This window comes from uncultured Tateyamaria sp. (assembly GCF_947503415.1).
Lineage (GTDB): Bacteria > Pseudomonadota > Alphaproteobacteria > Rhodobacterales > Rhodobacteraceae > Tateyamaria.
In genome coordinates, this window is the sequence record NZ_CANNDS010000002.1 from 695,032 (window position 1) to 721,506 (window position 26,475).

Annotated in this window: 26 protein-coding genes and 1 tRNA gene; 18 read left to right on the plus strand and 9 right to left on the minus strand. The window is 59.2% G+C overall.

All coding sequences use genetic code 11. The annotated features are described in order from the left end of the window. Positions 1 to 61: 61 nt before the first annotated feature. From Q1A32_RS14635 to Q1A32_RS14665, 7 genes are read left to right on the plus strand one after another with little or no spacing between them, the layout of a single operon-like run. Positions 62 to 787 (plus strand): CDP-alcohol phosphatidyltransferase family protein, encoded by a 726-nt coding sequence (locus tag Q1A32_RS14635; protein ID WP_299654598.1) that lies wholly within the window; start codon positions 62 to 64, stop codon positions 785 to 787. Then, on the plus strand, positions 784 to 2,397 hold the full coding sequence (locus Q1A32_RS14640) for a sulfatase-like protein (RefSeq protein WP_299654601.1): 1,614 nt from the start codon (positions 784 to 786) through the stop codon (positions 2,395 to 2,397). The genes Q1A32_RS14635 and Q1A32_RS14640 overlap by 4 nt, the downstream gene beginning before the upstream one ends. 2 nt (positions 2,398 to 2,399) lie before the next feature. Continuing rightward, positions 2,400 to 3,299 carry a lysylphosphatidylglycerol synthase transmembrane domain-containing protein gene (locus tag Q1A32_RS14645; protein ID WP_299654604.1) on the plus strand — a complete coding sequence of 300 codons (900 nt, stop codon included), beginning with the start codon at positions 2,400 to 2,402 and terminating at the stop codon, positions 3,297 to 3,299. Next, entirely contained in the window at positions 3,296 to 4,285 is a 990-nt protein-coding gene (locus Q1A32_RS14650; RefSeq protein ID WP_299654607.1) for an ABC transporter substrate-binding protein, read from the plus strand. Before Q1A32_RS14645 ends, Q1A32_RS14650 begins: the two co-directional genes overlap by 4 nt. Positions 4,286 to 4,308: 23 nt before the next feature. Then, positions 4,309 to 5,055, plus strand: coding sequence for an ABC transporter ATP-binding protein (locus tag Q1A32_RS14655; protein ID WP_299654610.1), 747 nt, complete (start codon positions 4,309 to 4,311; stop codon positions 5,053 to 5,055). Further along, on the plus strand, positions 5,052 to 6,584 hold the full coding sequence (locus Q1A32_RS14660; RefSeq protein WP_366141233.1) for an ABC transporter permease subunit: 1,533 nt from the start codon (positions 5,052 to 5,054) through the stop codon (positions 6,582 to 6,584). The genes Q1A32_RS14655 and Q1A32_RS14660 overlap by 4 nt, the downstream gene beginning before the upstream one ends. Further along, complete coding sequence (locus Q1A32_RS14665; RefSeq protein ID WP_299654613.1) at positions 6,581 to 7,624, plus strand: glycosyltransferase family 4 protein; 1,044 nt, start codon at positions 6,581 to 6,583, stop codon at positions 7,622 to 7,624. The genes Q1A32_RS14660 and Q1A32_RS14665 overlap by 4 nt, the downstream gene beginning before the upstream one ends. A gap of 86 nt (positions 7,625 to 7,710) precedes the next feature. Here Q1A32_RS14665 and Q1A32_RS14670 read toward each other — a convergent pair whose 3' ends face one another. Continuing rightward, positions 7,711 to 8,619: a LysR family transcriptional regulator gene (locus Q1A32_RS14670; RefSeq protein ID WP_299611746.1), complete on the minus strand. Its 909-nt coding sequence runs from the start codon at positions 8,617 to 8,619 to the stop codon at positions 7,711 to 7,713. A 110-nt stretch (positions 8,620 to 8,729) separates the two neighbouring features. Here Q1A32_RS14670 and Q1A32_RS14675 point away from each other — a divergent pair, with 110 nt between their 5' ends. The 8 genes from Q1A32_RS14675 to Q1A32_RS14710 all read left to right on the plus strand — a co-directional run bounded on the left by Q1A32_RS14675 (position 8,730) and on the right by Q1A32_RS14710 (position 17,061). Next, entirely contained in the window at positions 8,730 to 9,797 is a 1,068-nt protein-coding gene (locus Q1A32_RS14675; RefSeq protein WP_299654616.1) for a dipeptidase, read from the plus strand. 46 nt (positions 9,798 to 9,843) lie between these two features. After that, positions 9,844 to 11,439 (plus strand): ABC transporter substrate-binding protein, encoded by a 1,596-nt coding sequence (locus Q1A32_RS14680; RefSeq protein WP_299654618.1) that lies wholly within the window; start codon positions 9,844 to 9,846, stop codon positions 11,437 to 11,439. Then, complete coding sequence (locus Q1A32_RS14685; RefSeq protein ID WP_299654622.1) at positions 11,440 to 12,498, plus strand: ABC transporter permease; 1,059 nt, start codon at positions 11,440 to 11,442, stop codon at positions 12,496 to 12,498. Next, on the plus strand, positions 12,499 to 13,407 hold the full coding sequence (gene nikC / locus Q1A32_RS14690) for a nickel transporter permease (RefSeq protein ID WP_299611738.1): 909 nt from the start codon (positions 12,499 to 12,501) through the stop codon (positions 13,405 to 13,407). Then, the gene (locus Q1A32_RS14695; RefSeq protein WP_299654625.1) at positions 13,407 to 14,264 is read left to right on the plus strand and encodes an ABC transporter ATP-binding protein; all 858 of its coding nucleotides are present in this window, start codon (positions 13,407 to 13,409) and stop codon (positions 14,262 to 14,264) included. The genes nikC and Q1A32_RS14695 overlap by 1 nt, the downstream gene beginning before the upstream one ends. Next, complete coding sequence (locus Q1A32_RS14700) at positions 14,261 to 15,001, plus strand: ABC transporter ATP-binding protein (RefSeq protein ID WP_299612928.1); 741 nt, start codon at positions 14,261 to 14,263, stop codon at positions 14,999 to 15,001. Before Q1A32_RS14695 ends, Q1A32_RS14700 begins: the two co-directional genes overlap by 4 nt. 84 nt (positions 15,002 to 15,085) lie before the next feature. Beyond that, positions 15,086 to 16,621: an ABC transporter substrate-binding protein gene (locus Q1A32_RS14705; RefSeq protein ID WP_299655605.1), complete on the plus strand. Its 1,536-nt coding sequence runs from the start codon at positions 15,086 to 15,088 to the stop codon at positions 16,619 to 16,621. Further along, positions 16,618 to 17,061 (plus strand): GAF domain-containing protein, encoded by a 444-nt coding sequence (locus Q1A32_RS14710; protein ID WP_299654628.1) that lies wholly within the window; start codon positions 16,618 to 16,620, stop codon positions 17,059 to 17,061. The genes Q1A32_RS14705 and Q1A32_RS14710 overlap by 4 nt, the downstream gene beginning before the upstream one ends. A gap of 110 nt (positions 17,062 to 17,171) precedes the next feature. Here the strand turns inward: Q1A32_RS14710 and Q1A32_RS14715 are convergent, their stop codons facing one another. The 3 genes from Q1A32_RS14715 to Q1A32_RS14725 all read right to left on the minus strand — a co-directional run bounded on the left by Q1A32_RS14715 (position 17,172) and on the right by Q1A32_RS14725 (position 19,882). Continuing rightward, positions 17,172 to 18,110 carry a YHYH protein gene (locus Q1A32_RS14715; protein ID WP_299654631.1) on the minus strand — a complete coding sequence of 313 codons (939 nt, stop codon included), beginning with the start codon at positions 18,108 to 18,110 and terminating at the stop codon, positions 17,172 to 17,174. Between the two features lie 50 nt (positions 18,111 to 18,160). Continuing rightward, positions 18,161 to 18,802 carry a PEBP family protein gene (locus Q1A32_RS14720; protein ID WP_299654634.1) on the minus strand — a complete coding sequence of 214 codons (642 nt, stop codon included), beginning with the start codon at positions 18,800 to 18,802 and terminating at the stop codon, positions 18,161 to 18,163. A gap of 99 nt (positions 18,803 to 18,901) precedes the next feature. Continuing rightward, positions 18,902 to 19,882, minus strand: a complete 981-nt coding sequence (locus tag Q1A32_RS14725) for a sterol desaturase family protein (protein WP_299654637.1) — start codon at positions 19,880 to 19,882, stop codon at positions 18,902 to 18,904. A 102-nt stretch (positions 19,883 to 19,984) separates the two neighbouring features. Here Q1A32_RS14725 and Q1A32_RS14730 point away from each other — a divergent pair, with 102 nt between their 5' ends. Next, entirely contained in the window at positions 19,985 to 20,905 is a 921-nt protein-coding gene (locus Q1A32_RS14730) for a LysR family transcriptional regulator (RefSeq protein WP_299654640.1), read from the plus strand. Between the two features lie 390 nt (positions 20,906 to 21,295). Here Q1A32_RS14730 and efp read toward each other — a convergent pair whose 3' ends face one another. Then, positions 21,296 to 21,859, minus strand: coding sequence for an elongation factor P (gene efp / locus Q1A32_RS14735; RefSeq protein ID WP_299611728.1), 564 nt, complete (start codon positions 21,857 to 21,859; stop codon positions 21,296 to 21,298). Positions 21,860 to 22,078: 219 nt separating this feature from the next. On the opposite strand from efp, the gene Q1A32_RS14740 reads away from it, so the two are divergent. Then, positions 22,079 to 22,399: a DUF6280 family protein gene (locus Q1A32_RS14740; RefSeq protein WP_039684470.1), complete on the plus strand. Its 321-nt coding sequence runs from the start codon at positions 22,079 to 22,081 to the stop codon at positions 22,397 to 22,399. Between the two features lie 58 nt (positions 22,400 to 22,457). Here Q1A32_RS14740 and Q1A32_RS14745 read toward each other — a convergent pair whose 3' ends face one another. The 4 genes from Q1A32_RS14745 to Q1A32_RS14760 all read right to left on the minus strand — a co-directional run bounded on the left by Q1A32_RS14745 (position 22,458) and on the right by Q1A32_RS14760 (position 26,184). Then, positions 22,458 to 23,036 (minus strand): cobalamin biosynthesis protein CobQ, encoded by a 579-nt coding sequence (locus Q1A32_RS14745; protein WP_299654643.1) that lies wholly within the window; start codon positions 23,034 to 23,036, stop codon positions 22,458 to 22,460. A gap of 43 nt (positions 23,037 to 23,079) precedes the next feature. After that, positions 23,080 to 23,976: a hypothetical protein gene (locus Q1A32_RS14750; RefSeq protein ID WP_299654646.1), complete on the minus strand. Its 897-nt coding sequence runs from the start codon at positions 23,974 to 23,976 to the stop codon at positions 23,080 to 23,082. Positions 23,977 to 24,062: 86 nt separating this feature from the next. Next, the gene (locus Q1A32_RS14755; RefSeq protein WP_299654649.1) at positions 24,063 to 25,472 is read right to left on the minus strand and encodes a TolC family outer membrane protein; all 1,410 of its coding nucleotides are present in this window, start codon (positions 25,470 to 25,472) and stop codon (positions 24,063 to 24,065) included. Positions 25,473 to 25,530: 58 nt separating this feature from the next. Then, a complete protein-coding gene (locus tag Q1A32_RS14760) occupies positions 25,531 to 26,184 on the minus strand; it encodes a protein-L-isoaspartate O-methyltransferase (RefSeq protein WP_299654652.1) in 654 nt (217 codons plus the stop codon). Between the two features lie 164 nt (positions 26,185 to 26,348). On the opposite strand from Q1A32_RS14760, the gene Q1A32_RS14765 reads away from it, so the two are divergent. Then, positions 26,349 to 26,422, plus strand: a tRNA-Cys gene (locus tag Q1A32_RS14765). The last annotated feature ends 53 nt before the right edge of the window (positions 26,423 to 26,475 follow it).

Below are 26,475 nucleotides of genomic sequence, written 5' to 3' on the forward strand. Positions count from 1 at the left end.
TCCAAGGTGTCCTAACCTGCGCGCTGACCTAGATTGAATGCCGAATTGAGTGGAAATACACATGTTTCGTAGCACACCGCACCTTGTTGCGCAGACCGCCCAAAGCCGCACACCGCTAGGTGGCTTTCTGGGCGTCGCTGCTGTTCTGGCTGTGCTGCTGGCCTTTGCGGCATTTCATTTGCTCGACGCAGCGATCACGCCACTGGTGCTGTTTTCAGGGATCGTCACGATTGCAGGCTACGGGCTGGTTCAAAGCTACGTGCATCCGGTGCTGGGTCTGTGCAATGCGGTGACGTTGTTACGGGCCGCCATGCTCGCATTTCTGGCCGGGGCCGTGTTTGCGCCGCACCTGTCCGTTTGGGTGGTGTGTGCGGTGGCCACGACGGCCTTTGCGTTGGATGGCGTCGACGGATGGCTGGCGCGGCGCGCGGACCTTGTGTCCGACTTCGGGGCGCGCTTCGACATGGAGGTGGACGCCGGTTTGGGAGCGGTGATTTCGTTATGGCTGCTGATGAGCGGCACAACCGGTCCGGAAATCCTGATCCTCGGCTTCATGCGGTACGCCTTCGTCGCAGCCTCGTTCGTCTGGCCCGCACTACAGGCGCCCTTACCGCCATCCTTTCGGCGCAAGGCCATCTGCGTGGTGCAGATTGCGGCGCTGATCCTGTTGATCTTCCCGCTGACGCCAACGGTGATGGTCGTACCCGTCGGCATCTTGGCCGCCGTATTGCTAAGCTGGTCGTTTCTGGCTGATGTCCTTTGGCTTACCACAAGGCGCACTGCATGAAGCGTGCGGCAGGGCTGGCTCTCGCGGCAGCGGTGATCTTTGCCGTCCTTGTACTGCCGAACCATCCCGGCACAATGAAATGGAGCGCGCTGAACCGCTGGCCTCTGGAACTGCCCGTACTGCTGCTGGGTATGGTCGCCGTTGGGCGGAGGCTGATCATTACACACATCGTTGCGCTGCTGCTGCTTGTCGCCGTCGTGATCAAAGTAGCCGATTACGCGATGTTCAGCGCTTTCAACCGCACTTTCAATCCAATCCTCGATACATTTCTGATCGGCGCGGGGCTCTCGCTCTTGCGCGACAGCGTCGGCGGTGTGCTGACAGGCTTGGCGGTCATCGGCACCGCCCTTCTGTTGGTTCTGCTGTTTCTGGCGCTTGAGCGCAGTTTACGCCTTTGGACCGCCCACTTCCCCGCCCCTCAGATACGTGCGTCGGCGGCTGTTCTGGCACTGCTAGGGACAGGTTGGGCGGCGGCGGATGCGGGCCATCACCTTGAGCACTGGCGCTTCGACAAAAGCCCGCCGGGCACCGCATGGACAACCCGGCTGACCGTCAAACGCGGGGTTGAAATGCGGGAAACGGCAATCGAACTCGCGCGTTTCGCCGAAGAGGCGCAGAACGACCCATATGCCGACGCCGCCGGGCTTTTGAATGCGCTTGACGGTCGGGATGTGATCCTGATCTGGATCGAAAGCTATGGCCGCGCGAGTTTTGACAATCCGCTTTACGCACCGACGCACCTCGCAACACTACAAGCAGCGGAAGCAGAGATTGCGCAAACCGGCATGGCGATGAAAAGCGGTTGGCTTACCTCGCCTACCGCGGGCGGGCAAAGTTGGCTCGCGCATGGGGCGTTTGCCAGTGGGCTTTGGACGTCTGACAACGGACGCTACAACGCGATGCTGGCCAGCGGACACAAGTGGCTGTTCCACTTTGCCCAGGATGCGGGCTACCGTACGTCCGCAATCATGCCGGCGATTACAGTGGGTTGGCCCGAAAGCCTTGTGATGGGCTTCGATCTGATCCTTCCGGCAGCAGACATCCCTTATGCGGGCGCAAAGTTTCGCTGGGTGACGATGCCGGACCAATTTACGCTGGCCGCCTATCCGGCGCTCTTGCCCGGCGACACGCGCCCCGATTTCGTGCAAATCGCCCTGATTTCATCGCATGCACCTTGGACACCCATCCCCGATATGGTGCCGTGGGACGCTGTAGGGGACGGGACGGTGTTCAATGACATGGCCACGCGTGGGCCCGCGCCGAAAGACCTTTGGCGGGACAGGGACGCGGTACGCGATGCCTATCGCCGCTCTGTCGACTACGCGTTGCAGGCGACGTTTTCGCACGTATCGCGTCTGGGCAACGCAGCGCCACTGGTCATCGTTGCGGGCGACCATCAGGCGGCAGGCTTTGTGGCGGGCAGCGACAACAAGGATGTCGCGGTACACATGATCGGACCGCCGCAGGTACTGGACCTGATCGACGCGTGGGACTGGACCGATGGTCTGATCCCCGCCGCCGACGGTCCGGTGCGCCGCATGGACAGTTTCCGCAACGACTTTCTTGACGCATTCACCCGCCCGCATGTTTCGGCGAAGGTCGGGCAATGAGGATGCGCCTGATCAGACTTGGCGTTTCGGCAGGCTGTCTGGCGGCCCTGCTGTGGTGGACTGATGCCGCAGCGGTCTTAGCACGCTTGCGTGGCGCGGACATGACGTGGATTGCACTTTCGCTACTGGCGTTGACGGCGGCCACGTTGTCGATGGCCGCCCGCTGGAAAGCCGCGGCGGACGCATTTGGCATGTCCATCAGCTACGGTTTGGCGGTGCGCGAATACTACCTTGCCCAACTGATCAACACTGTTTTGCCGGGCGGTGTCGCAGGCGATGTGACACGCGCAGTGCGCGCGCGGGAAGCCGCCGATCTCACCCGCGCGGCACAATCCGTGATGGCGGAGCGGATGCTGGGCCAGATTGCCATTCTCGGTCTCATGTTTGCAGGTTTTGCCGTGGCGATGCTGATGCCGGGTGGGCCGGATTGGGGTGCATCGGGGTGGATCGTTCTGGCGGTGCTCGCAGGGTGCAGTGTCGCGACATGGGTTCTGTCCCGGCAGGATCATGCCACTGGCCGCTTTGTTGCCGAGATCCTGCGTTTAGCCCGGCGGCCTGCAATGCTATGTCTGGGCGCGATCACGACGCTGTGCCTGATCTTCGGGTTTTATGCATGTGCCCGTGCGACGGGTGTCATCATACCCATCGCAGGATGGACAACACTCATCCCGCTGGTCCTTTGCGCGATGCTCATCCCCCTGTCGGTCGGCGGCTGGGGCTGGCGCGAAGGGGCCGCTGCCGTGCTGTTTCCGATCATCGGGGCACCGGCCAGCGCGGGCATCGCCACCGGGATCACCTACGGGGTAGTCCTCTTTGCTGCGGCACTGCCTGCCGGGCTCATCCTTTTCCGTCAGAACCTTTTCGAGAATCTTCCAACCAAAGGGAAACCAGACACACCATGACACAACCTGCCCATCTCACCCGCCGTTTCTTCCTACAGACCAGTGCAGCGGGGGTGGCCGCTGCAGCCGCAGGCGTGCCGGCTTTCGCGGCCAGTTCGGTCAATTTCCAGCTGTCATGGCTGCATTCCGTGCAATTCGGTGGCAGCTATATCGCGGCGCAAAACGGATACTGGGCCGATCAGGGCCTTGATGTGTCGCTCAGTCAGGGGGGGCCAAACGCCCCTGTTGAACCACCCGTCGTCTCGGGCACCGCACTCGTCGGAATTTCGGCCGCCGACTACACCGCCGCAGCAGTCGCCGAAGGGGCGCCGTTCAAGATCATCGCCGTGGCCATGCAGAAGAACCCCTTTGCCATCGCCTCGCTGGCGGGCAACCCGGTCAACACGCCCGCAGATCTGGTGGGCAAGCGCATCGGAATGGCAGTCGCCAACACGCCCGTTTTGCAAGCCCTGTGTACGCTGAACAACGTAGACATTAACGACATCGAGATTGTACCGACCCAATACGACCCCGCCCCTCTGGTCAGCGGGCAAGTTGATTGCCTGTTGTGTTGGGAGACCGACCTGCCTGTTGCGATGACCGTGCAGGGGGTCGACAACACAACCATGCTGATGGCCGATCACGGCTATGCGCTCCATTCCCAGACCTACATCGCGACGGAAGACGCCATCGCCAACCGGCGCGCCGATCTGATTGCGCTGCTCAAGGGCGAGGTGATGGGCTGGAACGACTACATGGCCGATACGGATGCGGCTGCAGCACTCACCATCGACATGTTCCCAGATGCGGGCCTCGAGTTGGAGGCGCAAAAGCTCCAGGCAAAACGGCAAGTGCCGCTGATGTTTTCGGACCTGACCGCCGAAAACGGCTTTGGCTGGTTCACTGATGACACTGTCGCCGCAAACATCGAAACGCTGGCCTTGCTGGGTCGCGATGTGTCGGCGGACCTTTGGGACCGGTCGCTCCTCGAAGAGGTGCATGGCTGATCCAGCCCAAGATGTGTCCGGGCATGACCGGCATCGACATCAATTGTGATCGGATCACAAAACGCTTTGGCGAAACGGAAGCGGTTGCGCCGATTTCGGTGACGCTTGCCGCCGGGCAGACCACGGCCCTTGTTGGTCCGTCTGGGTGCGGCAAGTCCACCATTCTGCGGATGATGGCGGGACTTGATGTACCGGATAGTGGCACGATCACCTTGGGGGACGAGCCGCCCAAGACCCTTGCCCGGCGGGGCGCGCTGGCGATGGCGTTTCAGGACCCGTCGCTGCTGCCTTGGCGCACTGTGCGTGCCAACATTGCACTTGGGGCCGAGCTTGCGCGCAAACCGGCGGACGACGTCGATGCGTTGATCCACCTTGTGGGGTTGAGCGGGTTTGCAGATCACCGCCCGGCGGAGTTGTCGGGCGGCATGCGCCAGCGCACGGCGATTGCACGCAGCCTGATTTCCGCGCCGGACGTTTTGCTGCTGGATGAACCTTTCGGCGCGGTCGATGCGATGACACGCCGGCGTTTGAACACGGATCTGCCGCCGCTCTGGCGGTCCCGTGGCGCCACAACGGTGCTGGTTACCCATTCGGTACAGGAGGCGGTACTGTTGTCCGACCGCGTCCTTGTCCTGTCACCGCGCCCTGCCCGTCTGGTCGAGGACATCCCTGTCGACCTGCCAGGTCCCCGCGACAACACATGTGTCGACACAGCCGCGTTCAATGCATTGACCCGCACCGTCTTTGCGGCTCTGGAGAAGAACGCGTGACGCGCCTGCGTCCAATACTCTTGGTCTGCGTCGCCTTGGCACTGTGGGAAGCTGTCGTGCGTATGGCGTCGGGCAACCTGTTGATCAGCAGCCCAACGGCCGTCGCGATTTATGTTTCGGAGAATGCCGCGCTCTTGGGCCGGGCCACGCTTGAGACGTCCGGCAACGCGGTCTGGGGGTTTGTCTGGGGCAACCTCGCAGCCGTGTTGCTGGGAAGCTTGATCACGGTCTTTCCCCGCAGCGAACGTACCGTTTCCGCCCTAGCCTTGCTGGTTTTTTGTGTGCCGCTGATCGCCAGCGGTCCCATCCTGCGGGTGCTGTTCGGCCCCGGCGCGGGGCCACAGATCACGCTCGCCGCGTTGGCCGTCTACTACACAACCCTGCTCGCGTTGCTTGTTGGTTTGCGCGCTGTGTCACAGACTTGGACCGACCTGATGCAAGTCTATGGGCGGGGCCGGATATCGACCCTGATCCGTGTACGGGCGCGGGCCAGTCTGCCCTATCTCTTTGTTGGCTTGCAGATCAGCGCACCTGCAGCCTTCCTCGGTGCGATGATCGGAGAGTTTACTGGCGCCGAACGGGGGCTTGGTGTGCTGACCTTGCGGGCCATGCGCGGGCTCGACACGGACGCCACGTGGACACTTGCGCTTCTTGCAGCAGCGATCGCCATGGCCGCCTATGCACTGATCGGCTGGCTGGGTCAGCACCTGGTTGGATACCGGCCGGTCATTCTGCTATCCGCGTCATCGGCACCTACAAATGGAAACGTATGGAGGCGTTTGACCGAGATCGCTTTGATCACAGTGCTCGTGCTGGTTCTGTGGCAACTGTCGATGGATGCGTTCGACCTCAATCGCTTTTTCGCCAAACGGCCCGGGGACGTGTGGGTGTTTCTGATGGATGCCGACAACCGTGGCACGCTGTTTGCCGCACTTGCCGAAACCCTGTCCTTTGCCGCGCCCGGCTATCTTGCAGGGCTCGGCTTGGGCGCTGGCCTCGCTGCGTTGCTGGTGCTGTCACCGGCACTGAGCCAGGCCACCATGCCCGTGGCGGTGGCGCTGCGCGCGATCCCAATCATAACCACAGCGCCGCTTCTGGTGCTGGCCTTCGGGCGCGGTCTCGTCGGGACAATGGTGGTTGTCGCGGTAATGATCTTTTTCCCCACATTCGTGGCCTGCCAACAGGGCCTGCGCCAGACCTCCGGTCAGATTGTCGATCTGTTCAAAAGCTACGGTGCCGGTCGTTGGCGTTTGCTGCGTGCAGCGCAAATCCCCGCGATGCTGCCAGCCTTTTTTGCCTCTGCCCGAATGGCCGTGCCAGCTGCTTTGCTGGCGGTCACTACGGTCGAATGGCTTGCTACCGGTAAGGGGATCGGAGTGTTGATGGCCATGACAGCCAGCACATCCAACTACAATATGCTCTGGTCCTGCGTCGCAATCCTCGCCGTTGTGGCCGTGACAACCTATGCCGCCATCACCGCATTGGAGCGTTTGGTTCTACGCATCTACGCCAGTGAACAGGTGTCATGACCCAAGCCGTTTTCGCTATCCCCGGGGACAAGGACCGCCGCACCGGCGGCTTCATCTACGAAGCCCGCGTGCTGCATGAGTTGAACGAACTGGGCTGCACTACTCAGCATCTTCAACTGCCGGGCAGCTTTCCCGATCCGACGGCTGCGGACATGGAAGCGACGATTAACGCGCTCTGTGCCGTGCCGCAGGATCAGCCGATCATATTGGATGGCCTTGTCTTTGGCGCAATCGATCCCGCGGGTCTGGCCCGGGTCAGCGCCCCTGTCATCGCGATGATCCACCATCCGCTTGGTCTCGAAACGGGGCTACCCAAGACGCGGGCAGACTTTTTACTTCGAAACGAAGCGGCGGCCTTGCGCCATACCGATCATGTCATTGTCCCAAGCCTCGAAACAGCCCGGATCCTATGCCGCGACTTTGGTGCGGATGCAGACAGGGTCACCGTTGCTCCGCCTGGTTTTGACAGACCTACGGTGCACCGCACGCCGACAACCCCGCCACTGATCCTTTCCGTGGGGCTCTTGGCGCCGCGCAAAGGACACGATGTCCTCCTCGACGCTCTGGGACAGCTCGAAAACCTCTCGTGGCGAGCGGACATTGTGGGCAAGACATATGACCCAGACTATGCCTATGCGCTCGACCGGCAAGTCCACACGCTTGGCATTGCCACGCGCGTGACCTTTTCTGGCGAAATCGAACAGGATGCCCTGACCACCCGCTTCAACGCAGCATCGGTTTTTGCGTTGGCCACCCGTTACGAAGGCTACGGCATGGTTCTGAACGAAGCGATGTTCTACGGCTTGCCCATTGTCTCTTGCAGCGTCGGTGCGGTGCCGGAAACTGTTGGTGACGCCGGAATTCTCGTCCCCCCCGATGATGCCAAATGCCTCGCAGATGCCCTGCGCCAGATCATCGAAAACCCAGCTGAGGCGGACCGGCTGTCACGCTTGTCCACCCAACGGGCCCGTGCCCTGCCGCATTGGCGGGACACGGCCCGGGTGTTTTCGAGCGTCATAGGGCGGCTTGGAAGCCAATAAAGAAACGTCGGGGCTTTGAAACGCGAGGACCATCTACGCCGCGTTTTCCGATGGCAAACTCCACAACCCACCAATCAAGACGTGGGCTAAGTCGCTTGCGTGAAAGGCGTCTTGACGGTGTGGAGCCGCAGGTGACGGATAAACGCGCGCGCGATGGCTGGTGTTGGCTTGTGATCCGACGTCACAAAATATGTTCTATATTCGATCGGGGATGCGAACTTGCGAAAGATGACATCGTCTGACCGATACTGCGCCACGGGAAAAGGATTGATGACCGTGACACCAAGCCCCGTCTGCGCAAGATCCACAGCGGCAAAGGACGTGGACGCTTCGGCGACGATGTGCGGGATGCTCCGGCTGTTTGTCAGGACTTTCTCCAACTGTGCCCGTCTGGAATGTCGGTGGCTCAAGGCGATCAGAGGCCGATTGTGCAAGTCTTCCGGCTGGATGATCTCAAACTCGGCCAGATCGTGATCTCGGGGCATCGCACACGCCGCCTCGGAATGCCTGTAGGGCGTCAGCTTTATGCCCTCGCGCGTGAGGTCCACGCCGGACAGGCCAAGGTCGGATCGATCCTCTTGAATCCGCCTGATCACCTCTTCGGAGGACGCGACCTCAAGGCTGACAAAAAAGTGGGGATTGGCCCGCAGAAAGGTTGCAATGTGACCCACCAGAAAGCGGTGCGCATAGGTCGGCGGCGCCGTCAGGCGCAGCGTTTCCTGCGCAGGTTCGGTCGGGCCATCAATACGGTCAAGCGCCTCAAACAGAGGATCAAGCCGCCGGTTCAACTGGGCCGCCTCAAACGTCGGTCGCAGGCGTCCTCCGTCCCGCTCAAACAGGATACGGCCAAGGCGCGCCTCAAGGCTGGCAATGGACCGGCTGATGGCGGATTGGGACAATCCAAGGCGCAGCGCGGCCTTCGATGTCGTACCGCTTTCCATCAGCGCCCGCAGTGCTTCGTATTCCGGCAGGCTGTGCCACGTACGTCCCGCCATTCAAGACCCTGCAATAATGTCATTAGTCTATGATCTTTTATCATACACTCGGATATGGTGCATGAGATTTTATGGCATAGGGTGGTGCGGTTGCTTTCGTTTGGGGGACGATGCATTTGGGACCCACGCTCCAGCCGACCATTTTCGACGGCCATAACGATGTGCTGCTCAAGCTCTTCCGAGCAGGACGTTCCTCGGCAGCAGACAGCTTTCTGAACGGTGGTCACGGAGCCGTTGACCTGCCAGCTGCACAAACGGGTGGCTTTGGCGGTGGTTTCTTTGCGGTGTTCGTGCCCTCGCCCATGGACTTTGATGCCAAGTTCGAGGAGATGACGAAGGACACCTACGACCTGCCCTTGCCCGACCCGATCCACTGGGAGGACGCGTTCCCGATTGTAATGGCGCAGGCCGCGATCCTGTTCGAACTGGAAGAAAAAGGCGCACTGAATGTGTGCCGGACAGCCGCCGATATCCGCACATCCCTCAAAGTCGGAAAGCTGGCGGCGGTCTTTCACATCGAAGGCGCCGAAGCGATTGATCCGGACCTGAACACGCTCGACGTGCTGTATCAGGCAGGGCTGCGGTCCATCGGTCCGGTCTGGAGCCGGGAAACCACCTTTGGTCACGGTGTGCCATTTCGCTACCCAAGCTCTCCGGATACCGGGCCCGGCCTGACCGATCACGGCCTGCGTCTGGTCAAACGGTGCAATGATCTTGGCGTTATGGTTGACCTGTCGCATCTGAACGAAGCGGGGTTCTGGGATGTGGCGCGGCATTCTACGAAACCGCTGGTCGCCACCCATTCCAACGTACACGCTATATGTCCGCATTCCCGCAATCTGACCGACAAACAGCTTGCCGCAATTGCGGAAAGTGACGGTATGGTAGGTCTGAATTTTGCTGTGGCGTTCCTGCGCGCAGATGGCAAGATGCTGGCGGAGGTTCCGCTGGAACAGATGATCCGCCACCTTGACCACCTGATCGAAACGGTTGGAGAGGATCGTGTCGGGTTCGGGTCGGACTATGACGGGGCGATTGTGCCGGAATTGCTCACATCCAGTGCTGGGTTGCCGCATTTAAGGGCAATCATGCGCCAACATGGCTATGACGATGCTTTGATGACGAAGCTCTGCCATGGAAACTGGCTTAGAGTGCTTGAAAAAACCTGGGGACAATAACCCGGACATAACACAACAAATTTCGACAACGGAGGAAGATAACAAAATGAATACTTTTGCAAAATTGCTGACCGGGGCCGCGATAGGGCTTGCGGTGAGCGTCACATCTTTCTCGGCCATGGCCGAGACGCCTGCGAATATGCTGGTGATCGCGCACCGGATCGACGACGTCACCACGATTGATCCCGCCGAAAGCTTTGAATTTGCGGGCTCGGACATCAGCCGCAACGTCTACAACCGTCTGGTCAGCCTTGATCCCAACGATCTGGCCGCCGGGTACAAACCCGATCTGGCCGAAAGCTGGGACGTGTCGGACGACGGCAAGACCATCACCTTCACCATGCGCGAAGGGGTGACCTTCCACTCTGGCAACCCGGTGACGGCCGAAGACGCCGCGTTCTCGCTGCAGCGCGCGGTGATTCTGAACAAAACGCCAGCCTTCATCCTGACTCAGTTCGGCTTCACACCTGAAAATGCGGCGGAAACGATCCGGGCTGACGGCAACAAGCTGATGATCACGACGGACAAGCGCTATGCGACTTCCTTTATCCTCAACTGCCTGACTGCCACGATCGGCGCTGTTGTCGACAAAGAAACCGTCATGGCCAACGAGGTGGACGGCGACATGGGCAACGAGTGGCTCAAGACGAACTCGGCAGGCTCTGGCCCCTACAAGCTGGACAGCTGGAAGCCCAACGAAAGCGTCACCCTGTCTTCCAACCCAGACTATTACGGCGGCGCCCCCACGATGGAGCGGGTCATTGTGCGCCACGTGATCGAAAGCGCATCGCAGCGGCTGTTGCTGGAACGCGGTGATATCGACATCGCGCGCAACCTGAATCCTGAAGACGTGGCCGGGGCCTCACAAGTGGATGGGGTCAAGATCGAAGACGAGCTGAAAGGCCGCCTGATGTATCTGGCGCTGAACCAGAAACATCCAGAGCTGTCCAAACCCGAGGTGCGGCAGGCTTTCAAATACCTGATCGACTACGAGGGTATGCGCGACAGCTTCCTCAAGGGGCAGTACACGATCCACCAGAACTTCCTGCCTGCGACCTACCTGGGCGCGTCCGAGGAAAACCCGTTCTCCTACAACATCGAAAAGGCGAAGGAACTGCTGGCAGCCGCCGGGGTCGAAAACCTTGAGGTCGAGATAGGCGTGCGCGAGGCGCAGGAACGGATCGAGATCGGTCAGAGCTTTCAGAACGCGGCGGCACAGGCTGGGATCAAGGTGAACATCACCGTGGGCACGGCCAAGCAGATCCTCGCACGCTACCGGGCGCGGGAGCTTGATGTGTATCTGGGCGCTTGGGGTCCGGACTATCCTGATCCGCAGACAAATGCGGGCACGTTTGCCTTCAACCCCGACAACTCGGACGCGGCACAGGCCACCGGCCTGCTTGCGTGGCGCAACAGCTGGGATACTGGTGGCCTGACCGAAAAGGTCGAGGCAGCCGTGGTCGAAAATGACCGCGAAGCCCGCATCCAGATGTATCAGGACATTCAGGCCGAGTTTCGCGAGACGTCGCCGTTTGTGATCATGTTCCAGCAGATTGAGCAATCAGCCCTGCGCGACAACGTGACGGACTGGTCCACCGGCCAGGCTGTGACCTCAGCCGCGTACTGGCAGGTCACAAAGTAAATGGCCCTCATAGAGGACAACGGGAAGGGGCGCGCACGCGCGTCCCTTCCCCCATGGATACAGACAGCTTTCCTGACCATCGGCTCCATTGCGATGACGATGCTGGGGCTGTTGTTCGTGACGTTTATCATCGGTCGCGTGATGCCAATCGACCCGGTGCTGGCGATTGTGGGCGAGCGCGCCTCGCAGTCCACTTATGACGCGGTGTTTCTGGAACTGGGCCTCGACAAGCCGCTCATCGTGCAATTTGCCTATTACATCTGGGACGTACTGCATCTTGATTTTGGCACCTCGCTGCTGAACGCAAGGCCTGTGGCCGAAGACATCGCACGCGTCTTCCCCGCAACGCTGGAGCTTGCGACGTTGGGCATTTTTTTTGGGATCGTTTTCGGTGTGCCGCTCGGCGTTGTTGCAGCTGCCCGCAAAGGATCGTGGATTGATCAATTGGCCCGCGTGCTCGCACTTGTTGGCTATTCAATGCCCATTTTCTGGCTGGGCCTTATGGGCCTTCTTATTTTCTACGGTATTCTGGGATGGGTCGGCGGCCCCGGGCGCGTGGGCATTTTCTATGTCGATGTCGTGCCAAGTGTGACCGGCCTGATCCTTGTAGATGCGGCACTGGACGGCAACTGGGATGTCTTCAAGGACGCCTTCAGCCATATCATCCTGCCCGCGTCTTTGCTGGGCTACTATTCTCTGGCCTATATCAGCCGCATGACGCGGTCATTCATGCTGGAACAGCTGAGCGCGGAATACATCACCACCGCGCGCGTCAAGGGCATGTCTGAATGGGACGTGATCTGGAAGCACGCCTTCCGCAACATCCGCGTGCAACTGATCACCGTGATCGCGCTCAGCTATGCCACACTTCTCGAAGGGTCGGTTCTGACCGAGATCATCTTTTCCTGGCCGGGCATTGGCAGCTACATCACCACCGCCCTGCTCAGTGCCGATATGAATGCGGTGCTTGGGGGCACGGTTGTTGTCGGTCTGATCTTCATCCTGCTCAACATCTTCTCGGACCTGCTCTACAAGGTCTTTGATCCGAGGGCGAAGTAGATGGCCGAACAGACCCTTCGGGAGTGGCTCCTGACGGACACGCCCACCTCGCGCCGTCACGCAAAAGTGTCGGCATTCTATCAGGGCTGGCTGTCTTTCCGCGCCAACACGATGGCAATGATCGGTCTTGGCATTCTGCTGGCGCTGGTACTGATCGCGGCCGCCGCGCCGTTTCTGGCACCGCATGATCCATTCGCGCAGGACCTTGGCAACCGGCTCGCGCCTTTGGGGGCCGAGGGCCATATCTTTGGCACGGACAGCCTTGGTCGGGATATCCTGTCCCGCCTGATCTACGGCGCGCGGATTACGCTTTATATTGTGGCGCTGGTGGCGCTCATCGCACCGGTGGTCGGGCTCTTGATGGGCACCGTATCGGGCTATGTCGGCGGTTGGGTTGATATCGTGCTGATGCGGATCACCGATATTTTCCTTGCCTTCCCGCGCTTGGTGCTGGCCTTGGCCTTTGTGGCGGCACTTGGGGCGGGGATCGAAAACGCGGTCATTGCCATATCGCTGACCGCATGGCCGCCTTATGCCCGGATCGCCCGGGCCGAAACTCTGACGATCCGGTCTTCCGACTACATATCTGCCATCCAGTTACAGGGCGCCGGGGGACTGCGGATCATCACGAAACATATCTGGCCCCTGTGCATTTCATCTCTCATCGTGCGCGTGACACTCGACATGGCCGGGATCATCCTGGCCGCTGCAGGCCTTGGATTTCTGGGTCTTGGCGCACAGCCCCCCAGCCCGGAATGGGGTGCGATGATCTCTGAAGGGCGCCGCTTCATCCTCGATCATTGGTGGGTTGCGACCATGCCCGGGCTCGCCATTTTCACCGTGTCACTGGCGTTCAACCTGTTGGGCGACGGCTTGCGCGATGTGCTTGACCCAAAGGCAGGTGAGTGATGAACCCTCTGCTCGATATCGAAAACCTTTGGGTCCGGTTTCCCACGCGCCAAGGCACCTTCGATGCGGTGCGTGGCATTTCGTTCTCTTTGGGCCGGGAACGGCTGGGCATTGTCGGCGAAAGCGGGTCGGGAAAGTCCATGACCGGGCGCGCGATCCTGCGCCTCATCCGCCCGCCCGGCATCGTCGAGGCGGACCATATCAAATTGGGTGGCGTGGACCTGCTGGAAAAGTCCGAAAAGGAAATGCGCGACGTGCGCGGTGAACGGATTTCCATGGTGATGCAGGACCCCAAGTTTTCGCTGAACCCGGTAATGACAATCGGAGATCAGATCATCGAAGCCTACCGGTTGCACAACAAGGCGTCGAAATCCACGGCTTGGACCAAGGCACTGGAGATGCTCGAAGCAGTGTCGATCCGTAATCCCGAGCGGGTCATGCGCGCCTATCCGCACGAGATGTCGGGGGGTATGGGGCAACGGATCATGATCGCGATGATGCTGATCCCGAACCCGGAAATCCTGATTGCGGACGAACCGACCTCGGCTCTTGATGTGTCGGTACAGCGGCAGGTGCTCGACATCATGGACAAACTGGTCAAGGAACGCGGTATGGGGCTGATCTTTATCAGCCATGACCTCAACCTGGTGGCTGACTTCTGCGACAGGGTGCTGATCATGTATGCCGGGCGGATCGTCGAAGTTTGCGACGCGGACAAGCTGCATGATGCGCAGCACCCCTATACGCGGGGCCTGCTGAACTCGTTGCCACGGCTCGACACGCCACGGGACCGGCTTGATGTGCTGACCCGGGACCCGTCATGGTCCGACGCCCCAAGCGTGAGCGGTCGGGCATGAAGATGCTCGAGATAGACGGGCTGGACGTATGGTTTGGCCGCGACAGGGACCGCGTGGATGCGGTCAAACAGGCGACCTTTGATGTTGCATCGGGGGAGAGCTTTGGGCTCGTCGGCGAAAGCGGCTCGGGCAAATCCACCATTTTGCGCGCGATCACAGGGCTGGCGCCCACGTGGTCCGGAAACATCAAGGTCGGTGGACAAAGGATTGAAAGAAAACGCGCCCGAGCGTTCTACAAACAAGTCCAGATGGTGTTTCAGGACCCCTACGCTTCACTGCATCCGCGCCATTCCGTTGATGCGGTGCTGGGCGAAACCCTGCACCTGCACGGCTTCAGGGACATCGACGCGCGCGTTGTTCGATTGCTGGATGATGTCGGGTTGGGTCAAAAATTCCGCTTTCGCTATCCGCACCAATTGTCGGGTGGACAACGGCAACGGGTGGCGATTGCTCGTGCACTGGCACCGGAACCAGAGCTATTACTTCTGGACGAGCCGACGTCCGCGCTAGATGTTTCCGTACAGGCGGAAATTTTGAACTTGCTCGCTGATCTGCGGCAAGAGCACGGACTGACCTATTTGATGGTCTCGCACGACCTTAGCGTCGTGGGGCACATGTGTGACCGGCTTGCAGTGATGAAAGACGGCGAGATTGTCGAGATCATGGATGTGGCGGACCTTCGCGCCATGAAAGCCACGCATCCATATTCGCAGCACCTGCTTCAGGCCTCGGTCTAAGGCGGGATCCACTAAACGGGGGAACTCATGTACCACTTCAGAAAATGCCTTTATGCGGGCGTCACGGCCAGTGTCATTGCGGTCATGCCGCTACATGCGGAAACGCCGGACAATATATTGGTCGTTGCGCAGAACATTGATGACATCGTGACCATTGATCCGGCGTCGGCCTACGAATTCAGCTCGGGCGAATACGTGGCCAATACCTATGATACGCTGGTCCGCTACGATGCCATGGACACCACCGTACTGGCCCCTGCCCTTGCGACCGACTGGCAGGTCGACGCGGAGACCAAGACCGTGACGTTCACGTTGCGCGATGATGTAACGTTCCATTCCGGCAACCCCTTGCGCGGCGAAGACGTGGTAGGGTCATGGACACGCGTTGTGGCGCTGGACAAGGCACCGTCCTTTATTCTGACCCAACTGGGCTGGACCACTGAAAACATCGACCAGATGGTCACCGCTGACGGCAACACCGTCACTGTGAAATACGAGGGCGATTTCGCACCATCTTTCGTGTTGAACGTCTTGGCCGCACGGCCTGCGTCAATTGTCGACATGGAAACCGTCATGGCCAACGAAGTTGATGGAGACATGGGCCACGCGTGGATGAACAAGAACTCCGCCGGGACCGGGCCGTTCAGCCTTGGCACGTACCGGCCTGCTGACATCCTGTCGCTGAACGCAAACCCGGACTATTATCAGGGTGGCCCGGCGATGGAGCGCGTCGTGATCCAGCACAACCCCGAAGGCGCCACCCAGCGGTTGCAGCTTGAGGCGGGCGATATCGACATGGCCAAGAACCTCGATCCCGGCCAGATCGCCGGGTTGGACGGTGTCGACGGCGTACGCGTGGAAACCTACCCACAGGCCGCCGTGCACTGGGTCTCGTTCAATCAGAAGACAGACAGCCTCACCGATCCTGCGGTGTGGGAAGCCGCGCGCTATCTGGTGGATTACAACGGCATGGCCGACGGTATGCTCAAAGGTCAGATGAAGGTACATCAGGCGTTTTGGCCCGACGGCTTTCCCGGCGCGCTCACCGACACGCCGTTTGGTTACGATCCCGAAAAAGCCAGGCAAATCCTCGCGGATGCCGGGGTAGAGACACCGATCAACGTAACCATGGATGTGATCTCGGCCCCGACCTTTGTCGAGATGGCGCAAGCGCTGCAGGCATCCTTTGCCGAAGGGAGGATCAATCTTGAGATCGTGGCAGGCACCGGTGCGCAAGTGATCACCAAGTACCGCGCGCGCACCCACGAGGCGATGCTGCTTTACTGGGGCCCGGACTTCATGGACCCGCATTCCAATGCCAAGGCGTTTGCGTTCAACGCAGACAACTCGGACGACAAGTATGCGTCGACCACCACGTGGCGCAACGCATGGATGCCCCCGGCCGAGATGAACGAGAAAACCATGGCCGCCCTTGCTGAGCAGGACGCCGACAAGCGGCTGGCCATGTACATGGAGCTACAGCAAGAAACTCAGGCCGAAGCCCCGTTTGTCATTATGTTCCAAGCCATCAAGCAGGTTGCGATGCGCGACAACGTCAAGGGGTTCGTGAACGGTGCGACCTCTGACTACGTCTTCTACCGGCTGGTCGAAAAGGAATGACCGACGCGCCCTCCTCCGGCGCGTTTTTTGCCCAATTGCACAGCGCCGTCGGGGGCCGCCTGTTCACTGTCACGGTCCTTGATCACACGGCCGGACTTGCGCAGCGCATTTACACCTCACATCCCGAGACCTACCCGGTCTCGGGGACCAAGCCGATGTCACAAGGCGCGTGGACCAACATGGTCATTGACCGCGGCGAGACATTTGTCGCCAATACCGTTGCCGAATTTTCGATCTATTTTCCGGATCATGCCTTGATCGAAAGCCTTGGCTGCCAATCCGCTTTGAACGTGCCGATTGTGGATGGCAAGGTCATTGGAACAATCAACGTGCTCGACCGAGAACACTACTTCTCGCCCGAAAGGGTAGATCACTGCCAATCCGCAATTCGCAAGCAACACGATGATCTGGTTGTCGTATTGCGGCAGTCCATCACGTGAACGGCGTGATGACGTGTCGATGCTGTTCCATCAGGCCGCCTTGGGCGGGCGTATCGCTGGTCTTTGTTTTCCAGCCGTGAATTACCCGCGAGGCAATCCATTGCGCTCGACTACCGGCAATATGTCCCCGCCGTCGCAACCCCGCCACTGGTGACCGTGCGCGTCTCGAACTCATAACATCCGGCCTGCGCTGATGGCACGTAGCGGATGTAGTACGCAGTGCCCTGATACCGGTAATCCATGCTGCGCCTTCCATCCGGAAACTGGGTAAACACCAAATCATCCACCCCGCCACGCGGCGGTCGACCTGGGGCCGCACCGCCTCCGTTCAGGGCTGTGAGCGGCCGTACTCGCGGAAGAGCGTCAAATCCAGGCACCTCGCCCATAAGGCACTGCACGATATAAGGAGCATCCGCTGACGTGTGATAACGATAGCCAAAGGTCGCGTCCGCCTGCCCATTGCAGATATCCAGCGCGCCGTCCGCAATCGTCGACCCGTCCGGATTGGCGACGCCATAAATCGGAAAGCCGTCAAACGCCCAGCCGATGATGGCATCATCCCCCGCATTGTCCATCTGCGCCATCATGCACGTGGGCGTGGCGTGGTAATGATAGTCGTCGCCGCGCCCGGCATGCCCGCCACACAGATCAAGCTGACCGGTCTGCACAGTGTCATGTTGGGCCTGATGATGCGCCAGATCGGATGCACTCATCTCACCACCTGCCGTATAGTCGTAGATCGGTACGCCGTTCACCGCCACACCAAGCGCGGCATCGCGCGTGAGGGGCGCGTTTCCAAGGATGGGGTCCAGCAGGATCGGTGCCGCGTATTGTGCCGGAACAGGCACCTGTTCATTGGTCCCCACAATGCCCGTCATCATCTCATGATGCGGATAGGTATCGGAGGTAATAATGGCGTGATCGGCTGTGCATGTGACGGTCACTTCGTCCGCAAACCCTGCATCAGAGACCGATGCCCTGACCGCCGCACAATGATCGCCATGGGCGAACGCCAGTGACGGGACCAACAACAGAGCGAAGGCACACACAATATGCATCCTTGACGATGGCATCCTTCATTCTCCTGTTTTGAAAAGGGTCATTCGACAAGCAGACGGCACAGAACCGTGTTGCTCTGCTCAAGATCCGGCCCCCACATGAACTCCGCCCCCTCCACCCAAGCCACCCGATCATATCCGTCCTTCGGATCAACTGCGTGCGCGGAAAAAACGGTGGCAGATGGCCATGCGGACGCGTCGAAACCGGCCTGGTCCCACCCGACAGGTTCGTCCAGGTCCATGAACGTACAAGGCCCCTCGCCCGCAACCGGGTCGAGGTGGCGTTCGCACGATTCGTCCAGCGGTGCACTGTGAATGACAAGGCATTGCCAATCCGCACCGCTGGTCACCACAGGCACGCCTGCCGCGTCAAAAATCTGCAGGATCACACCGCCGTCGCCCATTTGCTGGCGGCCTGTGCCGATATACTCAAGGCCCGTGTCGTTCTCCTTAAAATCCTTCGCGACCAACCCGATGACAAAGGGCCGTTCGGCATCAAACATGAAGCTTTCCGCATTAAAGGACCGCTCTGTCGTGATGGGCACGCTGTCCTCGGCCACTTGCACACCGTCAATGCGCATCTCGAACCAATTGTCGGCCCATACATCGGCAGAGAACGTGTCAGCGGCCAAGGTTCCGGCCGACAGAGGAAGGAAAACCATTGCTGCAATCGTAGATCTCATGGCGTTGCCTTTTCTGGCTGGTTCAAACTTAAACGCATTCAGCCAGATGTTCCGTCGCGCGACGGGGCAATTTTTTGAGCCGAAGCGCTCGCAATTTGCCTACGCTCCAGTCATTCGTTTGCGCCGTTCCTTGATCTTTGCATCGGACGCCGCGGTGCCATCGTGGAACGATCCGAAAAGTTTGTCCCACGGCAGTTCAAGCGAGCCGTAATTGCACTCGAAATAGCGATGATGCATCTGGTGATGAAACGTGCCCAACTTCATCCGGTTCTCATCCTTTACCACCACCCCTTCAAAGCCCGTGTGGGTCGTGGCGGCTGTCAGCGCATAATACTGAAGATGGAACAGGATATGGACGGGATGGGCCGCGATGACCCAGTGGATCAGCACCGATCCCAAAAAAATCACATGTTCAACCGGATGCATCGACATGCCTGACCACGGGCCCACGTTGATATTGCGGTGATGCAGGGCGTGCACATGCTTGTAGAAGAACGGAATGTGCAGGAACCGGTGGATCCAGTAGAAATAAAAGCTTTCCCAGACCGGGATCAGCAGGAACAGCGCCACGAACCAGACCGGGTGCGCCGCCCAAGTCAGTATAGGGGCATGCCCATTGGCAAGCGCCCAGAACATCAACACCTCATAGGCGGTCCACACCGTCACACCGCTTGCCAGCGTCCAGAACATGTTGTCGCGAATTTGCCCACCAAGCGTGAACTGCCGCCCGTTCTTCATAAGTGGGCGTGGATCATATTTGAGGGTCTGCCCCTGCTTGGTAAACGTATAGAAATAGAGATGCAGGCCCCCCGCCACGGCGGACATCAAAACCATGTTGCGGACCCACATCTCCGCTATCCAGCCAAAAGCAAAGGTCCGCGTTTCCTCAAGGGGCGGCTGAAACCAGTAGAACGAAATCAGGGCAATCCCGACAATAATCAGGCGCTCGGTGATCAAAAACCATGAGGACCAAACCCAGGCCAGCATATCCAGCGGGCGCAACGGCCATGTGAAAAACGGAGAGACCTTGAGCGGTACGTTTGGAACATGGTTCCAACCCTTGAGTGGTGCGTCGGCCATGTCACAACCCTCCATCAACAATCACCATTCAGTTTCGCAGATGTCCATTCATAAGAAAAACAGTATTATTGGGGCAATAAGGTCTGATTTTCAGAGGTAGTGATGGCCATTTCACTGAAAGCGATGGAGTATTTCACGACGGCGCTGCGACACGGTAACATCGCCAGAGCTGCCGCTGATCTGAACATAGCAGCCTCCGCGGTGTCGGCGGCCATAGATCAGGTGGAAACGGCCTTCGACCTTACACTCGTCACCCGACAACGCTCGCGCGGTATCCAGGCCACTGCAAGCGGTCTTGTCGTTGCGCGCAAATGTGAGCGTTTGTTGGAAGACTATCGGTCCATTCTTGTCGAAGGTACGGATCTGAAACAGTCACTGAGCGGCACCTTGCGCGTCGGGTACTACGCCCCAATAGCACCTGCCTTCTTGCCGAAGATTCTGACATCTTTCGTCCCAGACGCCGCCGATGTCGACCTGCATCTGGACGAATGTGACAATGACAGCGCCCAAGACGGGCTCCTTAACGGCACATATGACGTCATTTTGTTTGCAAGCGACGGCGCGCGCCCGTCGGTCGATTTCGACATACTGGTCGCGGCACCGCCCTACTGCCTCTTACCCGCATCGCACCGGTTGGCAGGGCACCATTCCGTCACCATGGAAGAGATCGCCAAGGAACCACTGGTCGTCCTGAACCGGCCCTTTGCCGCAACCTATTACCGCAGTTTATTTGAGGCGCACACGCCCGGCGCCCATATCGCCGCATATGCCAATTCCACGGAAATGGTGCGCAGTCTTGTTGGCGCAGGTCATGGATGCGCTATCCTCAACATGAGGCCGATGACGCAGGTCAGTTACGGTGGTTCGCGGGTGATCGAGCGAGCAATTGCAGACCCATTGCCGCCACTGACATTGGCCGTGGGATACACGAAGTCCCGCCCGCGTCAGCTGGTCCAACACTTCGTTAACGCCTGCATCGATCATTTCGCGCAGCCGGGGCCGGATCGCTGCATTTTCGAATGATCCGGCAGGCATCTGGCTCTGCTGGCGATTTGTGCGGGCATCCTGCCCCTCAGCGGACCACACGTCTCGACTGTGCGGCTTACGACAGAGAATACGACACCTCCGCAGCATCTAGCACCAGCCGGGACACGCTCCCCGGTGCAAACTCCTGTGACGTAGATTTTCCTAGATAACGGTTCACGGAGCAAGCCCGGCGTTTGACCGATATCGCCGCGTCAGAAACCTGTTTCGGCATCCAGTTTCATACGGTCAATCGAGCGTGCGCCATTGCGTAGTCAACCCAGCGCACGCTTGATCTTGGTCTATACGACCGTCTTGCATACGCCGCAGCACACGGCAAAGCCATGCATGCCCTGCATTACTTGGTTAACGACAATTGAAAGGCGCGGCTCAGGCGCGCTCGGAGTATTCCATCGTCTCGGTGTTCACAACGATGTCCTCATCCTGCCCAACGAAGGGCGGCACCATGACCTTGATCCCATTGTCGAGGATCGCAGGCTTGAACGAGTTGGCAGCCGTCTGGCCTTTGACCACTGGCTCGGTCTCCACGATCTTGCACGTCACCTTTTGCGGCAGCGTCGCGTTCAGCGCCTCGGCATCGTAGAACTCGACCACAATGGTCATGCCGTCTTGCAGAAACGGGCGGCGGTCGCCCAGAATTTCCGAAGGCAGTTCGATCTGCTCGTAGGTGTCAGCATCCATGAACACCAGCATCCCATCGTTTTCATACAGGAATTGCTGGTCCTTCTGTTCGAGACGCACGCGCTCGACCTTGTCCGCGCTGCGAAAGCGTTCGTTGAGTTTCGATCCGTTGCGAAGGTTGCGCATCTCGACCTGAGCGAAGGCGCCGCCCTTGCCGGGTTTAACGTGATCGACCTTCACGGCGGCCCACAGACCGTCATTGTGCTCCAGCACGTTCCCGGGGCGGATCTCATTTCCGTTGATTTTTGGCATGCGACAAAACCGTGTCAAAAGGTTGATGAAAAGTTGATGCCCCCTATATCTCGCGTGAGGTTGCCCCGCAAGACAACGATATGCGGTGCTGCACGTGCAGAGAGCCATGCACCGAATGCAAGGGTGGCATGCAAAAACGGGGTATCCGAATCGGCCACGTTCGTTCATAACGAGCGTCACGCCGGAAAGACAAGAGCAAGAATAAAGGAAGGACGACGAATGAAAGATTTCGTTGACGGCACTGCCTTTAATAACGAACAAGGCAACCGTGCACGCAAACTTTTCGCAGCCGTTGTGTTGGCTGCACTCGATGACGCCATCGCTGATGACAAGAAGTATGGCAATGGGCCCGAGCAAATCGCTCGCTGGGCACGCTCGCGTGATGGTCGCGAAGTGTTAAGCTGTGCGGGCATCGATCCAAACGAACGGGTCGTTGAAGGGCTGATGGAATTTGTCGGTAAAGGGGTTCGGACATCCGTTGCCCTGAGCCGCGAAGAATCGGAACGTCGCAATGCGGCGCAACAGGCCGAAGCTGCCTGATCAAATATACTGCTGCTGTAAGGAAAACGCGCCCCGTACGGGGCGCGTTTTCTTTTGTCTAACTGTCGACAAAGAAGAACAGCCACTGGCGCACGATCCAGAACTCACCAAGCACTAAGACAATGGTCAGCCCGATGGCCCATACGGGAACGCGACGGCGCCAAAGAACAATCGCAGCCAACGTCGCCAGAAATGCTTCGGCCGGTGCAATCAAAGCTGCTCCGTGTCCACGGTCCCAATAACTGACAGGGCTTTCGAATACCCACCAACTGAGTGGCCAGAAATGCGGGCGCCCGTCGTCGTGGTGCAGCGGGAAGTCCAGGCACAGATGAAGCAGCGCCGCCCCAGTCAAAGCGATGGCCCACGGCGCGCGCGACCAGACGGCCACCGCGCATAACAATCCCCACACCACAAATGAATTATCGATGGCAAATACGGTCTGCCAACTGTCCGAAAAATAGAGATCGTTGAAGACAACTTGGGGCGGGATGCCAAGGAGGAACAGAGAAATACCAGCCATCACATAAAGCGACAGGTCCGGCATCAACGCTCCGGCGAATGCCGCTGCGACAATGCGGCTTTCGGCTGGCCGGCCGAAAACAGCGGCGCCCAGTAACAGGTGTGCCGGCGTGTTCATGGGTACTCAGAAATCAGATGCAAGCTGCCTGTCGGTCGCAGGACTACTCAAGCTCTTGCGCGGCCAATGCGCGATGAATCTCGCGACGGACGAGCTTGCGCACGTTGCGCGTGATCCGCTCACCAAGAGCGCCCTGCAGTTCCTGACGTACAATATCACTGACCAGATCACGCAGGGCGTCTTCGTCCAACACATCTTCATCCGTGGAGAAAATCTGAGTCTCTTCGGGCGCGATATCCTCGATCACGTCATCATCTGCTTCTTCCGCAGCCAGAGAGACATCCTCTTCGGCGTCTTCCCATTCAAGGGTCGGAGGCTCGGTGCCAGCATTCTCGCCATCACCGGCCGTTTCAGGCTCGAACTCATCCGTTCGACCGGCGATCAGCGTCTCAAGTGCAGCGATCTTTTCGCTCAGGGATGCGCCCTGCTCGGTCGGCTCTTCGCCTTTTGGCGTTGCCGCAGTCACTTCGTCGTCGACATCAGCGAAGGCGTCTTGAATGGACATCAAGGTGTCCTGATCCAAGTCAACGGTATCAAGCGTTATGGGATGCTCTTCAACTTCGGTATCGCCCGCATCAGAAGAAGCGGTCTCCTCTCCTGCGGAATCAGCCGACGCTTCGAGCGCCGGATCATCATGAGACAGCTCAAACTCGTCGATGGCTTCAGCTTCGCTGTGCTCCGCTTCATCTTCGGAGCTTTCATCCACGCTTGCCGATGCCGCCGTTTCTTCGACATCAGCGGCCACGTCCTCAACTTCGGCAACGTCATCATCGTGAGAATGGGTGTCGGTTGCGTCCGATTCTTCCGTCACACGCAACGCCGGGGTCAACACCAATCGATCTGACGGCGCGGCCGTTTTTGCCTCTGGCTCTGCTCGGGTATCGTCAGATACCAAGCGACGAATGGACGCCAAAACGTCCTCCACCTCAGTGTTGGTCATTGGATCAGACATATCGAATTACCACTCTTAACCTCGGTTACAGCTTACCCCGAGGGTGAGTGTCGCACAACAGGATGCTGAAAACCTTAATCGTCTACTTGCAACGCCCGCAATACACGGTCCAGTTGCTTGCCCTGCCTTGATCGCTTGGCCGGGCCGTTCTTGACCAAGTTGTAATACGCTGCGGGGTCGTACAATTGCACAGGCAACTTGAGGCGTTGAGCTGTCAAAAGCCCCATTGATTCCAAGACGGAGTACGCCGCAATGTACTGCGCCGCCCGTGCCGAGATGCGGTTTGTTTCCGCATCCAGCAAATCCTGTTCCGCATCCAGAACATCAAGCGTTGTCCGTGCGCCCAGTGTTGCCTCTTCGCGAACGCCTTGGAAAGCAATTCGCGCAGCGCGGATCTGACGCTCTGAGGCGGCGAGGCTCGCTTGTGCCGCCTCAAGATCGGAGATTGCATTCACAACGTCTTGCTGCACGATGTGTCGGATATTGTGCAGGTTGCCGCGCGATGCATCACGTACAGCCATGGCGCGGCGCTCCAGCGCGGAAAGAGCCCCCCCTTGATAGATCGGGCCAACCAGGTTGATCCCGACAGAGCCGGTGCTGGAACTGTCCACATCGCCAATGTCTTCTTGGAGACCGAGGCTGCCGTCCAGTGTCACCACCGGCAACGTGTCCCGAACTGCCGCTGTGACCAACAACTCGTTCGAAGATACCTGACGGCGCGCGTTTTCCATATCCGGGTGATTACGTACTGCAACAGCTTGCGCCTCGGGGATCCGCTTCTCTGTCTGCGGCAGGGCCGGCAAGGGTGACAAACGACCGGGCGGTCGCCCAACAACATTCGTGTAGAATGCCTGTGCCTGGATCAGATCGCGCTGTGCGTCAGCGACATTGCTGCGTGCATTGGCAACCGCCGCCTCGGCCAGCGATACATCCGTCCGGGTGATTTCACCGACTTCAAACCGATCGTTTGCAGCGCGCAATTCTTCCTGAAGCAGACGCAGGTTATTCTGGCTCAGAGCCAGAAGGTTCCCTTGTTGTCCCACATTAACAAATGCAGTCACAGCGTTCAGAAGCAGAGTTTGCTCCACATCCAACAGCGTTGCACGCGTCGCGAGCACAATTTCCTTGGTCGCCTCAACCCGAGCCGCATCCGCTCCGCCGTCGTAAATCTGCAACGAGGCCGTCAGTCCCAAGGAGACGTCGGTCGACTCGACACTGGAGGACACTCCAAGTTGCGATCTGGAATCGCCAAAGGTTTGAGTGATATTCGCCGTCCAGTTGATAATTGGTCTCAACTGAGCCAGCGCAATCGGAACATCCTCGTCCGCGGCTCTGAGCAAAGCACGGTTCTGATCCAACAGACCGCTGTGGTTATATGCCCCCACCAACGCGTCGGCGAGTGTGTCCGCTGTCGCCTGCGCAGTACTGAGTCCAAGTGCCAAAACTGCTGAAACCGCAGTGCTGCGCAGAAGTCTGCGCCCCATCTTGCCTATCATCTGCAACTGCCCCCTGATGATCCGCTCAACCGTTGCCCGTCACGGGTCAAAGCGTGAATGCGTCCTGTTTTTCAAACCCCGGCAGAACCGGAGCCCCTGCATTGAAGGCGCGGCGCCATGAGACTGCCCCGTCTCTCTTATATCCGATCCGAACCTCGCCCAAGGCCCCGTCCATGAACAGCGCGGCGATCCGCCCGCCATCCTTGAGCTGTGCGATCAATGCATCCGGCACATGCGTCACGCCGCCCTCGATCACGATTGCATCGTAGGGGCCATGCTCGGCCGCGCCATCTTTCAGCGCTTCAACATGAGTTATCACGTTGTCGATACCTGCGGCCGACAAAGCGTCCTGTGCTTCGCTCGACATCGCTTCATCTTCTTCCAGCGCGACAACAGCCTGGGCCATGTGCGCGATGACGGCGGCCGAGTATCCCAGTCCGGCCCCCACATCGAGAACAAGTTCGTCCGGCGTGATATCTAGCGCATCCAGCATCTTGGCCAGCGTCCTTGGCTCCAGAATGACGCGCCCAGCCCCGATCTCCAGGTTCTCGCCCAAGTATGCTGTTTCGCGTTGGACAGTCGGCACAAAGTCCTCGCGCTTGATGGTCAACATGGCATCAATGATCGGGAATTTCGTCACATCTGACGGGCGGACCTGTGTGTCTACCATCATTGTACGGCGGGTCGGGAAGTCGGACATTGCAGCTAAACTCGTTGGTTCAGGTTCTTCTGCTAACATGTGCCATAGTCCGCGCGGGTGGGCAACGCAGCAGGTTGCAAATGCGGCAATATTCCATGATTGCGTTGCCGGGTGGCCTTGCACGGGCTCAGGGAATGGTCTATCGCCGCTCTCACACCACGGATGGCGAGTTGGCGGAGTGGTGACGCAGCGGATTGCAAATCCGTGTACACCGGTTCGATTCCGGTACTCGCCTCCAATAAAATCAATGGGTTACAAATTTTTCTACTCATTGGGTATCACCTCTGGTAT